This window comes from Streptomyces sp. H27-C3, assembly GCF_030063415.1.
GTDB lineage: Bacteria > Actinomycetota > Actinomycetes > Streptomycetales > Streptomycetaceae > Streptomyces.
Genome location: NZ_JASITA010000008.1, coordinates 1 through 12,929, shown reverse-complemented (window position 1 = coordinate 12,929; position 12,929 = coordinate 1). Strand labels below are relative to the sequence as shown.

Genomic DNA, 12,929 nt, shown 5'->3' with positions numbered 1-12,929 from the left:
GTGGGGTGGACGGAAGCAAGCACCATTCAGCGCTCACTGCTCGAATGGGCGGAGGAAGCCGGCTGGGAACGTCTCCAAGGGGAAGCATTACCGCGCGATGAGCATGACGTCATCGTCGAGGACTGGGCACGCGAAGCCTTGATCGCGCTGAACCCAGAGCTGGTCGACGACCCTGAGTCGGCGGATCTCGTACTGCATGAGGTCAATCAGGCTGTCCTCGATGCACATAATGGTCTCGTTGCAGCCAACGAGCGGCTGACCGTGATGCTTCGTGGCGACCACTCGTTCACGACGATCGATGGTAGGCATGTGCCTCGTCGGCTGATCGACTTCCAAGTCCTTAACAACAACCGCTTCACCGTCGCTGACGAGGTCACCGTCAGCGGTGCGACCAAAACGCGCCGGTTCGACGTCGTCTACTACGTCAACGGGTTCCCATTGGTCGTTGCCGAGACTAAGACGCCTGTAAAGCATCAGGTCTCATGGGTCAACGCCGCGAAGGACCTTTACGACGTATACGAGGAGGAGTACCCGAACTTCTTCGCGACGAACGTCTTCAGCGTAGCCACCGAGGGCCTGGAGTTCCGGATGGCTCCGATCCGCGCGGTCCCGGACCCCGACTCTGAGATCTGGGCCCCGTGGGGGTCAACTGAGGACGACGCAAACACCGTCACGGGACCGGCTCGAGTCGAACGGTCCGCGCGCTTGCTGCTGCGGCCGGAGACAATCCTGCCGATCCTCAAAGACCTGGTGATGTACCGGCACGCTCGTGACGCCTCCGAGGTCGACATCAAGTTCTTGCCTCGGTATCCGCAGTTCGAGGCGGCTCTGGCGATCCAGGCCAAGGTGCTCGCAGGCCGTCCTGGCGGACTGATCTGGCATCACCAGGGATCGGGCAAGACCGAACTCATGGCGTTCGCCGCAGCCCGATTGCTGCGCGACGACGCAGTGACGAGGAAGTTCGGGAGCGCGCCGACGGTCATCGTGATCGCCGACCGTAAGGATCTGGTCCGGCAGACGGCGGAGATGTTCGAGACTGCCGGCATGCCGCGGATGTCGGTTCCCCGCAACCGGCGGGAGTTGCATGCTCTGCTGCGTAGCGGTGAGCCCGGTGTGGTCATCACGACGGTGCACAAGTTCACCGAGGCCGGCCATCTGAACAACCGATCGAACATCGTGGTCCTCGTGGACGAGGCGCACCGCTCGCAGGAGGGGAAGTTCGGCGATGCATGGCGTGCGGCGGTGCCGAACGCAAAGTTCTTTGGTGCGACGGGTACTGCGATCCAGGACAAGGACCGTTCGACGTTCAAGCTGTTCGGCGACCCTGACGACCCGGACTTCGTCATGTCGCGGTATACGCCGGAGCAATCCATCGCCGATGGGTTCACCAAGCCAGTGATCGTGGAGGGCCGGTCTGTCGGGTTCAACCTCGACAAGGAAGCCCTGGACGAAGCCTTCGACGAGCTGGCCACGGAGGAGGGCTTGGACGAGGAGGAGAAGGTCTTTCTGTCGGGGAAGGCGTCTCACATTGAGACGATCCTCTCCAACCCCGAGCGTGTGGCTGCTGTGTGTGCCGACATCGTCGCCCACTTTCTTACCTACGTCGCGCCTCTGGGACAGAAGGCTCAGGTCGTGGCCTACAACCAGCGCCTTGTGATCGCGTACACCAGGGCCATCGAGGCCGAGCTGGAGCGTCGTACCGCAGTCATGCCGGACGGGCGACTCCGTGAGGTCGGTGTGGTGATGCATGTTGCCGACAGCAAGGAGACCCCCAAGGAGCACAAGAAGCACCTGCTCACTCCGGAGCAGGAGGAGGCGCTTAAACGCCGCTTCAAGAAGATCGATGACCCGATGTCGTTCATCGTTGTCACCGCGAAGTGGATGACCGGCTTTAACGCGCCCATCGAGGGCGTGCTGTATCTCGACAAGCCCGCCAAGGACACGAACCTGTTCCAGACGATCACGCGGCCCAACCGTCCGTGGAAGAACCCCGTCACTGGTCAGCGCAAGGACTTCGGGCGGGTCGTCGACTACATCGGGCTTGCGAGGGCCATCGGCAAGGCAGTCGCCGGCCCGAAGGTGAAGGACGACGAAGAGGACGAGCTCAACGTCACCGATGCCTCCAAGCTGGCGGGAAAGTTCGTTGCTGACCTCACGCGTCTGCTCTATCTGTTCGACGGCATCGACACCAGTGACTCGTCGTTCGAGTCGCTCGCCGAGGCCCACGAGCGGATCCCCGAGGGCGGCACGCAGCGCACCGAGTTCATCGAGACCTACGTCGCGCTGCAGACGGTGTGGGAGTTCCTCGACCCGCATCCGATGCTCCAGCCATTTAAGGGGCAGTACTTCTGGCTCGCGAAGGTGTACGAGTCGATCCGGCCCAAGGACGTCTCCAAGACGTTCCTCTGGGCACGTCTCGGCGCGAAGACCACTGACCTGATTCACGGCCACATGACCGATGTGGGTGTGAAGTCAATGCCGTCGAAGACAGTCACGCTCGACGCTGCTGGCCTAGCGCTGGTGAAGAAGATCGCCGATCGGCTGAAGCTCTCTGAGCACCAGACGCCGGAGTCGAAAGCAGAAAACGTGTACCAGGAGGTCCTCGACTCCATCGAGGCACGCCTCCGGCGTCGGCTCGCCAATACCGAAAGCCCGGCGTATCGGTCGCTGGCGGAGCGGATCGAGAAGCTCCGTGCCAAGGCGATCGAGAACGTCGAGGATTCGTTGGCGTTCCTCGAGGCAGCGCTGAAGATTGCTCAGGACGTGGTCGCCGCGGATCGGGCAGCGGAACAGGGCGACCAGGGAACGCTCGACCGGCTGGCCGATCCGAAGCGTGGGGCGCTCACTCAGATCGTCGCGGAGAACACACCGCCTGGGCTGCACAAGATCGTCCCCGACATAGCCTCGCGAATCGACTCGATCGTCGTCGAGGTCGCCTATGCCGGTTGGAGCGCGAGCGACGCAGGCGACAAACGCGTTCGTCGCGAGCTGCGTTCCGTCTTAAAGGAGTACAGCTTGCCGATCAAGGGGAAGCTGTTCGATCGAACGTACGAGTACGTACGGGAGAACTACTGAACGACGTCTCGTGGAACTCCTTCAGATGCGGCTTGGGCATTGCGACATCCTTCCAGTCCGCCTCTCAGCGATCCAGGTCGGGTGTCACTCAACCCTGCAGCAGTTCCTCCTAGGGAATGGATGTCCAGCCGTCATGGTCTGCTGCAGGGTCTGCGTGGAGTCGAAACAAGCGGCGGTCGAGTTCGTGCCGGTAGTGGAGGTCCATGGGCGCATGGCTACCGGCTGTCGCGCTGGCAGACGTGGAGAACTAGGCGTCACGCCTCCTGGTTCACCGGTTCGGCCGACGAATGGTGACCGCTGATGCTCAGGCGGACGGAGGGACTCGCCTGCCTCTAGGTATGTCGTGAACCTCGCTTCTGGGGGTGCCAGCGCGGCGTATCGTCCTTCGCGTGACTGATGCGACAGCGATGGACAGGACTGATATCCCCGGCAGCGTCTTCGCTGAGCTGACCAGTGCTTTCGGCCTTGGGGAGGCGCGAGAGAGGCGCTACCTCGCTGATGGGCTGATGAACGCGAACTGGAAGGTGGAGACCGCGGCCGGGGTGTTCGCGCTCAAGCGGGTCACCGACGTGTCGCTCGATCGGCTCGTGCGCAACCTTGGGGTACTGGATGCGCTGGCCGGCGAGGGTATCCCGGTCAGCGCTCCTGCCCCCACCGTCTCCGGCGCCCTGGTGGCCGAGGTCGACGGTGGTGTCTGGTGCCTCTTCCCGTGGGCGGCCGGGAGCCACCTCCGTGGTGTGGACCTCAGCCTGTCCCAGGCGGCTTCCCTGGGAACGCACCTGGGTCGTCTACACGAGGGGCTCGGCCGGGCCTGCGGCAGCGGTCTGCTGCCTGCGGTGCCTGCGTCGGTGACTTCCGACGTGGCGACGCCGGAGCGAGCGGTGGAGAAGTTGGAACGGTTGGCCGGACTGGTGGAGGGCAATGGGGCCGGCACCGCTTTCGATACGGCGGCAGCGGCAGCTTTGGAGCAGCGACGTGTGCTGATCGGCAAGTATGCGGACCGGTGCCCGCAGGACGAGGTCCCTGGTGGCAGCCATGGGTGGACGCACGGTGACGTCCAGTACCGGAACCTGCTGTGGGAAGGCTGCGAGCTGACCGCCATCCTCGACTGGGACCGCGTCGGTATCCGGCCGTACGCCGAAGAGGTCGCGCGCACGGCCCAGGTGCAGTTCGGCGTGGACGGGGTGTTCGATCTCGCCCGGGTGTCGGCGTTCGTCGGCGGCTATCGGTCGGTGGTGCCGCTGGATGCGTCTGCGCTGTCGGACGGCGTGCGGCGGCTGTGGTGGAAGCGGATGACGGACTTCTGGCAGTTGGAGTTCCACTACGAGCGCGGTGACTTCTCGTTCGACGACCTCTTCACGGCGGACGAGGCGTTGCTGCGCTGGTGGACGGAGCGGCTCGATCAGGTCGAGGACGCGTTCGTCGCGGGGTAGATCCCGAGGGCTTCGAGTGCGGGCAGCTTGGGGCCGGTGAAGCCTGCCGCGTGGTGCTGGGCTTGGCTGCCGAGGGTCTGGCGGTCGGCGGTGTTGATCGCGTGCGCCCAGGCCCGTGGGTCTGCGGTGCGTGGGAGGACGAGCCCGTGGGAGCCGATCGCTTCCGGGATGCCGCCTCGGTCGGTGCCGATGCTGGGAGTGCCATGCAGCGCGGCTTCGACGATCACGCGGGGGAACGCGTCCTCCACGGTGGACGGCACCAGCAGCAGGCGGTGGCTTCGGTAGAGGTTTTCCATGTCGTACGTGCGGGGGACGTAGGCCACGTTCAGATAGGCAGCGAACTCGGCGGCGGTGTTCCACCAGCCTTCGACCAGCGTGAAGTGCTGCTCGGGCATCGTGCGGATGACCTCGTGCAGGAGGACGGAACCCTTCGCCGGAATCGGGTTGACCATCAGCACCGAGTCGGTCCGCAGCACGTTCGTATCCTGCGTGGGCTGCACGAACGGTGGGTGGAGGACTGCGAGGCGAGTGCCGTTGTACTGGGGTGCTCGACTGAGCACGAACTCCGATACGGCCAGGCCGTATTGAGGTCGTCCGTCCAGGACCCCGAGCCCAGTCTTCGATACGGAGTGCAGGATGCCCACGACGAGTGCAACAGGACGGGCCTGCTCGGCGAGGTCGGCAGCACCCTCTTGAGAGGTGAACACGGCATCGGGGCGTAGGCCGACCTGCAGCTCGTGGAGGGTGGGGGCGACCCGGTCCTGCGGTGCGGCGATGCAGTCCACTCCGTTCCAGCGGTAGCGGAGTACTCCCTCGGCCTCCTCGTACGGGAAGCGGTGTGCGCCGAGCAGGCTGCGCAACTGGGGGAGCTGCGTGGTCTGGTCCCAAGGGGCCTGGTGTGAGCCCAGGTAGACGACCTGCCAGCCTGCGGCAGCGAGTTCTTCGGCCAGGAGCTGCTGGGTGACTTCGGCACCGCCGATGAGGAGCGGCGGCGGGGTGCGACGCCAGGCGAAGAGCGCAGTGGGCACGGGCGGGTCACCTGGTCCAGAACGAGACGAGGGCTTCCACCGCGTGGGCGATGCCGTCCCGGCTGGTGTCAGCGGGGATCACGGTGACCTCCCGGGATACCGGAGTCTGCGCGCGGGCGAGGAAGTAGTCGCGGGTGTGCATGAGGAAGGCGGGCTCGTGCAGGAAATAGTCGGGCTCGGTATCGGTGTGGCCGGCGTTCTTGCGACGCAGGCCGAGTGCTTCGCCGGGTACGTCGAGGTAGAGCGTGTGGTCGGGGCGCAGGTGCGGGAGGACCTGGAGCCGGTCGCGCAGCCGGTGCTGGACGAGGTACCCGAACAAGGCGTCGAGGGCGTGAGCGTGAGCCAGGAGGGTGTCCACGGAGCGGTCGAGGATCACGAAGGGCCTCGCGCTGGAGAGCGCCGTGAGGACGCGTGCCTCCTCGACGGCCATGAACGTCTCGAAGGCGGCGACCTGTTCGGCGGCGGACGCGGTGCGTGCCGGCGGTACGGCGTCTCGGCGTCCGATTTGTTTGACGTAGCAGTCCGCGATGTAGGACCGGTCCTCGAAGCCGCGGTCGCGCAGGTGACGTATCGCCGTCGACTTCCCTGCGTACGAGGGGCCTTCGATCGCGATGACCTTCACAGCGACTCCGTCCGGTAGAAGCGCTCGGCGTACGTTCCGGAACTGCCCAGGAGGTCGGCGGCGACGGTCCACGCGTGCCGGATCGGCCGGTACATCTTCCGGGCCGGGTACATCTGCGAGCCGTGCATCCGCATGACGGTGCACTTGTCGAGGACCACCGAGGTGATGTCGACCAGGGACGGTACGAGCGCCGCTCGCGTGCGGGAGTAGAAGAGGTGCTGATCGCAGCCCGCGAGGGCGTAGGTGGACCAGAACGCCAAGTCCTCCCAGAACCACCGGCACCCGAGACGGACCGCAGCGTCGTGTATGAGCAGGTGGTCGGGGTGGCGGGTGACTGCGGCAGGGGCGAGGAGTTCGGCGTTCGGGTGGGCGGCGACGATTGCGCGGAGTTCCTCCGTGATCTGGTCGAGGCGGGCTTGGTCGTACGGGCGGTACGGAGCTTCCGCGTCCTTGTGGCCGAGCGCGAGGCGGGTCGCGGTGAGCGGAGCGAGTGCGGCGGCGCCTTCCCTGTCGCGGAGGTGGGAGACCGCGGACTCGCTGCTGTAGGCGTCCTCCAGGGTCGGGTGGACGCTGGTGGAGCGGGTGAAGACCGTGGCCACGGTGAGTGGGCGGGGATGGATGAGGAAGGTCCCGGAGGCCGACAGCGCGAAGTCGTCGTGGTGCGGTTCGAGCGCGAGGACGGGCCGGCCGGAGGGACGGCGCACTTCGATGAAGTGGGGCCGGCCGCTGTGCGGGGCCATGAGCTCGATGACCTGGTGGTCGTGGGCGCGGTGGCGGTCGAGGAGCTGGCGGGTCCACTGCTGGTGGGCGCGGTCGAGGTCGTCGGGGAACGTGTAGATCCCTGTCGCGTCCGGCACAGGCAGGGCGACCGGCCGCGAGGACGCGTGAGCGAAGGCGGTTGTGGCGTGAATCCGGGGCTCCTGGTTCATCGGACGGTGGTCTCGTACCAGTGGCGCCACATGCGCGGGGAGCCCAGCCGCAGGCGAGCGGTGACCGGGTTCTGCCACCACAGCATCCGGAGGCTCGACCACTGGTCGTAGCGGCGGGTGGAGGGGCGCACGCGCAGGTCGTCCAGGATCGCGACCGGTGCGGCGCTGGCGCGGCCGTGGGCGGTCAAGCGGGCGAAGAAGTCGACGTCCTCGCTCATGAGCAGGTCTTCGCGGTAGCCACCGACCATCTGGAATGCGGTGGCGGTGGCGAACTGGGCGACCCCCTGCGCGCCGCCATGACGGGCACGGTAGTGGTCCCAGTACGCACACAAAAGCCGCGCCCCGAGCCGCTCCGGTGTGTAAAGGGGCGGGATCGCTCCACCGACGGCTCCGGCATCCAGCGCGGATGCTGCCGCGCCGATCGCCTCGACGGGCAGGGCTACATCGGCGTCGGTGAAGAACAGCCAGCGGCTGCGCGCAGCGGACGCACCGGTGTTGCGCACCCGGCCGATGCTGCGGACAGATTCGCTGATCACGCGGGCGCCAAACGTGGCGGCCATATCGGCGGTGGCATCAGTGGAGGCGTTGTCGACCACGATCACTTCCCCCTGCTCACCGCTCGTTGCCTCCCACCGTGCGAGGGAAGCGAGGACGGTGGGGAGGTAGCGCGGCAGGTAGGCGACCTCATTGTGGGCGGGGATGACGACGGTCAGGCCAGGGTTGCTCATCGGGCTCTCCTTCTCGCGTGCGGTGCGGGGGAGTGCCCTGCGTCGGGCCGAAAGAGGTGCGGTGTTCGGCGGGACAGGTCGGCCAAGCGAGCGGACCAGATGGTCCGCTCGTTGCCGGGGCAGGCATGAGCCCAGCAGCGCACCATGAGGAACGCCGTCCATGCCGAGAGGTGGGCGTCGCTCAGGGCATAGGGGTAGGCGCCGAGGAGGGCGTGCCGGTCCCACTGCGAGTGGGCGTCGGTCATGACGAGGGCGTGTGCCAGGTCAGCCTCCCGGCGCCCTGGGGCGGCGTCGGTGAAGTCGACCAAGTGGCGTGTCTGCCGAGCTCCGGCAAGGACGACGTTTTCGAGGTGAGGGTCGCCGTGACACCACACGGCCGACTCCCCGTCGTGTGGTGCGCTGGTGATGACGGAGAGCGCGGGTGCGAGTCGGTCGAGCACGGCGGGTGGGCAGCGGCGCCCCAGGGAGGCAATGCTCTCGACCACGAGGCTGTGATGGACCGTGTCAGGAACGGGCGCTTCGTGCATGCGGCCGAGCAGTGTGCCGAGGTCCCTGAGTGCCTGGGAACGCGGGACGCTGCCCGAGCGTACGGCGGAGCCGAGGGTGTCCAGCCCCAGGTCGGAGGTGATCAGGGCGGTCGCGCCGGCGCTGGAGGTGGTGCCGTATCCGAGCACCCTCGGTACGGGTACGGCAGCCGAGACCGCACGTATCGCTGTTGCTTCGGTGAGGGCATTCCGGCGTGCGGTGTGGGAGTAGAGCTTCACGATCACCCTCGGACCGTCGTGGACGGCGACCCGGTAGACGGCGGTACGGGAGCCCGCAGCCAGGCGTTCCGCGGCCTTGGCGGGACTTCTCAGGAACAGGCTGCAAGCACGCGAGACCATCGGCGGGACGGGCGAGACGACGGGAGTGGTGTTCATCGGAGCTCCGGTTGCTCGGGGTATGCGGAGCCCAGGGCGCGGACGTGGCGCATTGTGCGTCGCAGGAGCGTGCGGTACTCCCGGACTTCCTCGGTGCGGGGGCAGGTTGTCTGCCACGGTTTCTCGGGACCCACGAAGTGGACGAGGGGCGCGGCGGCGTCGGGGCGAGGAGAGCGGGTGACGACGCGGCGAACCCAATTGCCGCGTTCGAGGAACCGGCCCAGCTCGAAGCGGTTGTATCCGGGGCCGACCGGTCGGACGCGACCGGTGCGGAGGAGCCAGAGGTTCAGGGCGTCCTGGTCGTTGTGGAGGATGTGCCGACGCTGCCGGACCAGTGCGTGACCCACTCCGCGACGTACACGGGGCAGGTCGGCGACGTGGGCCCACAACAGGCCGGCGTTGTAGTACGGCCTGCCTTTCAGGTGAGGCCAGCGTTCTGCGGCACCGGGCAGGGCGTGGCCCTCGCCGACCGATGGGGTGAATTCGTCCCGCACGGCGCCGACTTCGCCCGGCGGTAAGTCGCTCAGTGGCGCGCTCAGATCGCCTCGTACGAGCGTGTCGGCATCGACGTAGATCAGATACGGGCGTCGGACGAACTCGGCGGTGAACTCGAACCGCAGGTAAGTGGCGACGCTGATGTACGAGGCTTCCGCCATCCGCGCGGTACGCAGCGGGGCGCGGTGGGCCAAGTCGAAGGAGCCGAATCCGGCGCGACGCACGAGGTGCGCGAGGAGGACGGACTGGGACGGAATCAGGTCGAGGGTGAGGACGCGCAGTGCCACGCCCCGACGGGCCCGCGGGGTGAGGCTGTCCGCGAGGGCGGTGATGGCGGCCAGGCCGGGGACGAGATAGCGCTGGTCGATGCACAAGCCGAATGCGTACACAGGAGGTTCGCCTTCCAGAAGCAGGGAGGGAAATGTGCTGCGCGGGCCGCTCACTGTTCGCCCCGCTCGCGCGCCAACCGGAACATGCGTGTCTCCAGGACGTGAAGGGAGTCAGGGTCCTCGGTCTCCCACTGCCGTGTCATGACGCCTGCCGGTGGACGCAGGACCCAGGTTTTTCCCTGCTTGATGTCGGTCACGATTGCTTCCCGGCCGGTGCCGTCCCGGACCAGATCGCCGACCTCCGCACGTGCCCCGCTCATCGAACGATTCCGGGGACGAGGTGTCCCCACGGCGTCCAGCCGGACGCTGCCTCGAAGAGGACGCGGCGACGCTCGCACTGACCGGGCGTGTGACGGGAGGGTGCGTTCGTCGCCTCGGCCAGGAAACCGCCACGGTCGCGGATCAGGACGCCGAGAGCAGCGAACTGGGCAGCGTCGTTGCTGACGTGGGCGGCTTCGGCGACGACGATGCCACGGACCAGACCTGACGCCAGGGCACCCGTGATGGCCGACCAGCCCAACCGGGTGTCCAGCGGCACGGCGGGGTCGTCGTCGGACCAGACCCCGGCGACGTGCCAGTGGCGGGCATCGGCGTAATGGCGAGCGCGACGCTCCGCCTCGCATACGGCAGGGGAATCGGCGGCGCAGGAGTAGACGGCGACGGGGACGTGTCCGAGACCGGCGGACGAGGTGTTCGGCATGCCCCCAGCGTGCTGAGAAGGCACTCTCGCCAACAGGTACGGGCTGTGGCTACGGCGGAAGTTGAGTGGGGTGCGGGCTGTCATGCCCCGTACTGGTAGCGCCGATAAGCACGATACGGAGTGCTACGGAGCGTGGCAGGCGTCGCAGCCCTGACCGGTAAACTGCCACGAAGCGTGGTGGTCGGCGGTCAGCGCACGCCCAGAGGGACGCCGGCCGCGTGCGCGAGCCCTCGAAGTCGGCCCACGGATACGCCCGCCAACCGCGAAATGATCACGCCGGGCAACATCTGATGCTGAACCCACCCCGGTGCCATGGCGCAGACCCCCGCCAGGCTGTCAGCCGCTCGCTCCCACCGGCGGCACTCCACATGGGTCAGGGCGACGTCGAGCCCGTATCGGGCCCGGGTCGCGAGCGGAACGGTCTCGTCCAACTGGACGGTGTCCATGAGCCTCAGCGCCCCCGCTGTATCGCCCAGGGCAACAGCGATGCTCATGGCCTGGGTAGCGGCGTACAGCGGACCGTACGGCTGGCCATGGCCGCCACGCGCATGCTCACCGCCGAGGCGGGCGCCGACCGCGTGAGCCTGGGACAGGTACTCGCGCGCCGTATCGGCGGAAGCCCCTCCCCGCGAGGCGGCCACGGCCGCGTTGGTGACGAGCTGCCCGTACACCGACAGCCGGTCGGGGTCGTGCTCGGACATCCTCGGCTCGATCCGGTCGGCCTGCGCGGTGGCCAGCGCGAAACCCTGGGCCGTACGCCCGTCGCGGAGGTTCACCCACGCTGTCGTGGCGGCGAGATGCGCCTCGCGCAGGTCGTCGCCGGCCTGGACCGCGATCTGGCGCCCGTAGGTGAGGGCGGCGTAGGCCAGGTCCCGTGAACCCCAGATGTTCGCGGCCATGCCCGCAGTCTGGAAGACGTCGGCCAGTACACCGGCCGCGGCTTCTCTCTCGTCGGTGTCTGCGGCGTCGTACCGAGCACGAGCTTCTGGCAGCAAGGCGGCCAGCAGAGTGCCGAGTTCGGTGTACCGGCCTGCCCAGTAAGCGGCGTCCGCGTGCTGAATGACGGTCCGCAGCTCGGCGACGGTGCCCGGCTCGGTATCGCCGGGAATGCCGATCGCGGCATCGTGCGTGGCCGCCGAAAGGGTTCGCAGGGCCGCCCGCTCGTCACGGTCCATCGAGCGGCGTGGTGCCTGCTGCCCGAGGAGTACGGCGATGTCGGTACCGAGCGTGGAAGCGATGGACAGCAGGGAGGGAAGAGAAGCAGTGCCGCCGCGCTCCAGCTTCCGTACGACACCGACCGAGACCCTGGCAGCCTCCGCCAACTGCTCTTGCGTCATCCCGCTGCGGAGGGCTTTGAGCCGTTCAGCGGTGGTGTATTCCGACCATTGCATGGCAGTAACTCCCCAGGCCAATCGAGCCAGACCTGGACCGTACCCACTTCACCGTGGCCGCGCGCCCTTTCGCGGAAGGGGAGTTGGTGGGCTGGCTGGATAGTGCCTATGCCGGCAGGACCGAGCTCACCCCGAGCAGGCGCTCCAGCTCGGCGACCGTCTCGTCCTCCGTGGTCGCGAGGACGGTGGTGATGCCGAGGGCTTCCGCAGGCGGAAGGTTCACCGGGTGGTCGTCGACGAAAACGCAGGCCGGGCCCGGCAGGCCAAGGCGGTCCAGGGTGAGCTGGTAGATCGCCGAGTCCGGCTTCGCCAGGCCGACCGCCTCTGAGACCACATGGACATCGAACAGCTCCCAAATACCGGCTTGCTCATACGGGTTGAACGGCTCCAGCCCGAAGCTGTTCGACAGGAGCGCCAACCGGTATCCCGCATCCTTCGCGCCACGGGCGAGTGCCGCCATCCGTCGGGCCGGCGGTACCTTCGCCCACGCGCGCCCCATGAGGTTCTCTGCGGCAACATGCGCGCCGAGTAGGGCGGCGGTCCCCTCGTTCCACTCGGCCTGGCCGATCTGTCCGATCTCCAGGGCCGTGTACAGCCGTCGGCCTTCTGGGTGGTCGTTGAGGGTCGCGCGCCAGGCTTCCGCGAGAAGCCCTTCCGACTCGCACCATGCGCGGTGCACGGAGCGCGGATCACCGGTGAGTACCCCGGCGAAGTCCAGGATGAGCCCGCGCGGGGTGTCGTGGTAGTCGTGGTCCGTGCGCTGCGGCATGCTGCGGCATTCCTCTCCGTTGACCTCAACGCCGACGCTACCGCGAGGTGTTCCGGTCTTTCACCGTGTATCTCTTCGGCTCTGCCGACGACGCTGTGTAGGACATCTTGGGGCAGGCAGAGTCTGGGAACCTGGAGGGTGCGGCTGTAGGATCTCGCCGCCCGTGTCATATGACATCCCGCTGACCAGTGGGTTGAGGTTCCCCCGTTGCTCGGGAGATGCTGATCAGCTGGTCAGGGAGGGTTGACGGGGTTTCAGGTTCGCTCTTCTGGTCGTTGCCTGATCGGAGTAGTACCTCTCCTCGAACTCGATCGGGCTGAGGCAGCCGAGCCGCTTCTGGATGCGCCGACTGTTATAGAAGCCGTCGAAGTACTCGAAGAGTGCGAGGTTCGCTTCGGCCCTCGTGGCGAAGACACGGCCGCGGACGCACTCGGTCTTTGTCAGCATCCA

The 12,929-nt window shown here is 67.2% G+C and carries 13 protein-coding genes; 2 read left to right on the top strand and 11 right to left on the bottom strand.

The features are described 5' to 3' along the window. Together QMK30_RS09710 and QMK30_RS09705 are read left to right on the top strand one after the other, a co-directional pair. Nucleotides 1–3,075 (top strand): type I restriction endonuclease subunit R, encoded by a 3,075-nt coding sequence (locus tag QMK30_RS09710; protein WP_283516814.1) that lies wholly within the window; start codon nt 1–3, stop codon nt 3,073–3,075. Between the two features lie 389 nt (nt 3,076–3,464). Next, complete coding sequence (locus tag QMK30_RS09705) at nt 3,465–4,508, top strand: phosphotransferase (protein WP_349362058.1); 1,044 nt, start codon at nt 3,465–3,467, stop codon at nt 4,506–4,508. Here the strand turns inward: QMK30_RS09705 and QMK30_RS09700 are convergent. The 11 genes from QMK30_RS09700 to QMK30_RS09650 form a co-directional block, all read right to left on the bottom strand. Continuing rightward, nucleotides 4,478–5,536: a glycosyltransferase gene (locus tag QMK30_RS09700; protein WP_283516812.1), complete on the bottom strand. Its 1,059-nt coding sequence runs from the start codon at nt 5,534–5,536 to the stop codon at nt 4,478–4,480. The genes QMK30_RS09705 and QMK30_RS09700 overlap by 31 nt on opposite strands. Before the next feature lie 7 nt (nt 5,537–5,543). Continuing rightward, nucleotides 5,544–6,158 (bottom strand): dTMP kinase, encoded by a 615-nt coding sequence (locus QMK30_RS09695; protein ID WP_283516811.1) that lies wholly within the window; start codon nt 6,156–6,158, stop codon nt 5,544–5,546. Then, the gene (locus tag QMK30_RS09690; protein WP_283516809.1) at nt 6,155–7,087 is read right to left on the bottom strand and encodes a PIG-L family deacetylase; all 933 of its coding nucleotides are present in this window, start codon (nt 7,085–7,087) and stop codon (nt 6,155–6,157) included. Before QMK30_RS09690 ends, QMK30_RS09695 begins: the two co-directional genes overlap by 4 nt. Then, on the bottom strand, nt 7,084–7,815 hold the full coding sequence (locus QMK30_RS09685) for a glycosyltransferase (RefSeq protein WP_283516807.1): 732 nt from the start codon (nt 7,813–7,815) through the stop codon (nt 7,084–7,086). The genes QMK30_RS09690 and QMK30_RS09685 overlap by 4 nt, the downstream gene beginning before the upstream one ends. Beyond that, nucleotides 7,812–8,735: a phosphotransferase family protein gene (locus QMK30_RS09680; RefSeq protein WP_283516805.1), complete on the bottom strand. Its 924-nt coding sequence runs from the start codon at nt 8,733–8,735 to the stop codon at nt 7,812–7,814. Before QMK30_RS09680 ends, QMK30_RS09685 begins: the two co-directional genes overlap by 4 nt. Then, nucleotides 8,732–9,604: a glycosyltransferase family 8 protein gene (locus tag QMK30_RS09675; protein ID WP_283516803.1), complete on the bottom strand. Its 873-nt coding sequence runs from the start codon at nt 9,602–9,604 to the stop codon at nt 8,732–8,734. Before QMK30_RS09675 ends, QMK30_RS09680 begins: the two co-directional genes overlap by 4 nt. A gap of 65 nt (nt 9,605–9,669) precedes the next feature. After that, entirely contained in the window at nt 9,670–9,879 is a 210-nt protein-coding gene (locus tag QMK30_RS09670) for a hypothetical protein (RefSeq protein ID WP_283516802.1), read from the bottom strand. Then, a complete protein-coding gene (locus QMK30_RS09665; protein ID WP_283516801.1) occupies nt 9,876–10,319 on the bottom strand; it encodes a hypothetical protein in 444 nt (147 codons plus the stop codon). The genes QMK30_RS09670 and QMK30_RS09665 overlap by 4 nt, the downstream gene beginning before the upstream one ends. A 188-nt stretch (nt 10,320–10,507) precedes the next feature. After that, nucleotides 10,508–11,710, bottom strand: coding sequence for a helix-turn-helix domain-containing protein (locus tag QMK30_RS09660; RefSeq protein WP_283516800.1), 1,203 nt, complete (start codon nt 11,708–11,710; stop codon nt 10,508–10,510). A 106-nt stretch (nt 11,711–11,816) separates the two neighbouring features. Continuing rightward, a complete protein-coding gene (locus QMK30_RS09655) occupies nt 11,817–12,479 on the bottom strand; it encodes an HAD-IA family hydrolase (RefSeq protein WP_283516799.1) in 663 nt (220 codons plus the stop codon). A gap of 225 nt (nt 12,480–12,704) precedes the next feature. Beyond that, nucleotides 12,705–12,929 (bottom strand): IS3 family transposase (locus tag QMK30_RS09650; protein ID WP_283516798.1); only part of this gene is annotated, 225 nt, incomplete at its 5' end.

Excerpts from the sequence above, each read along its gene's own strand:
- QMK30_RS09665 (WP_283516801.1), bottom strand. The coding sequence starts at position 10,319 with ATGCCGAACACCTCGTCCGCCGGTCTCGGACACGTCCCCGTCGCCGTC.
- QMK30_RS09690 (WP_283516809.1), bottom strand. The coding sequence starts at position 7,087 with ATGAACCAGGAGCCCCGGATTCACGCCACAACCGCCTTCGCTCACGCG.
- QMK30_RS09685 (WP_283516807.1), bottom strand. The coding sequence starts at position 7,815 with ATGAGCAACCCTGGCCTGACCGTCGTCATCCCCGCCCACAATGAGGTC.
- QMK30_RS09670 (WP_283516802.1), bottom strand. The coding sequence starts at position 9,879 with ATGAGCGGGGCACGTGCGGAGGTCGGCGATCTGGTCCGGGACGGCACC.
- QMK30_RS09660 (WP_283516800.1), bottom strand. The coding sequence starts at position 11,710 with ATGCAATGGTCGGAATACACCACCGCTGAACGGCTCAAAGCCCTCCGC.
- QMK30_RS09680 (WP_283516805.1), bottom strand. The coding sequence starts at position 8,735 with ATGAACACCACTCCCGTCGTCTCGCCCGTCCCGCCGATGGTCTCGCGT.
- QMK30_RS09655 (WP_283516799.1), bottom strand. The coding sequence starts at position 12,479 with ATGCCGCAGCGCACGGACCACGACTACCACGACACCCCGCGCGGGCTC.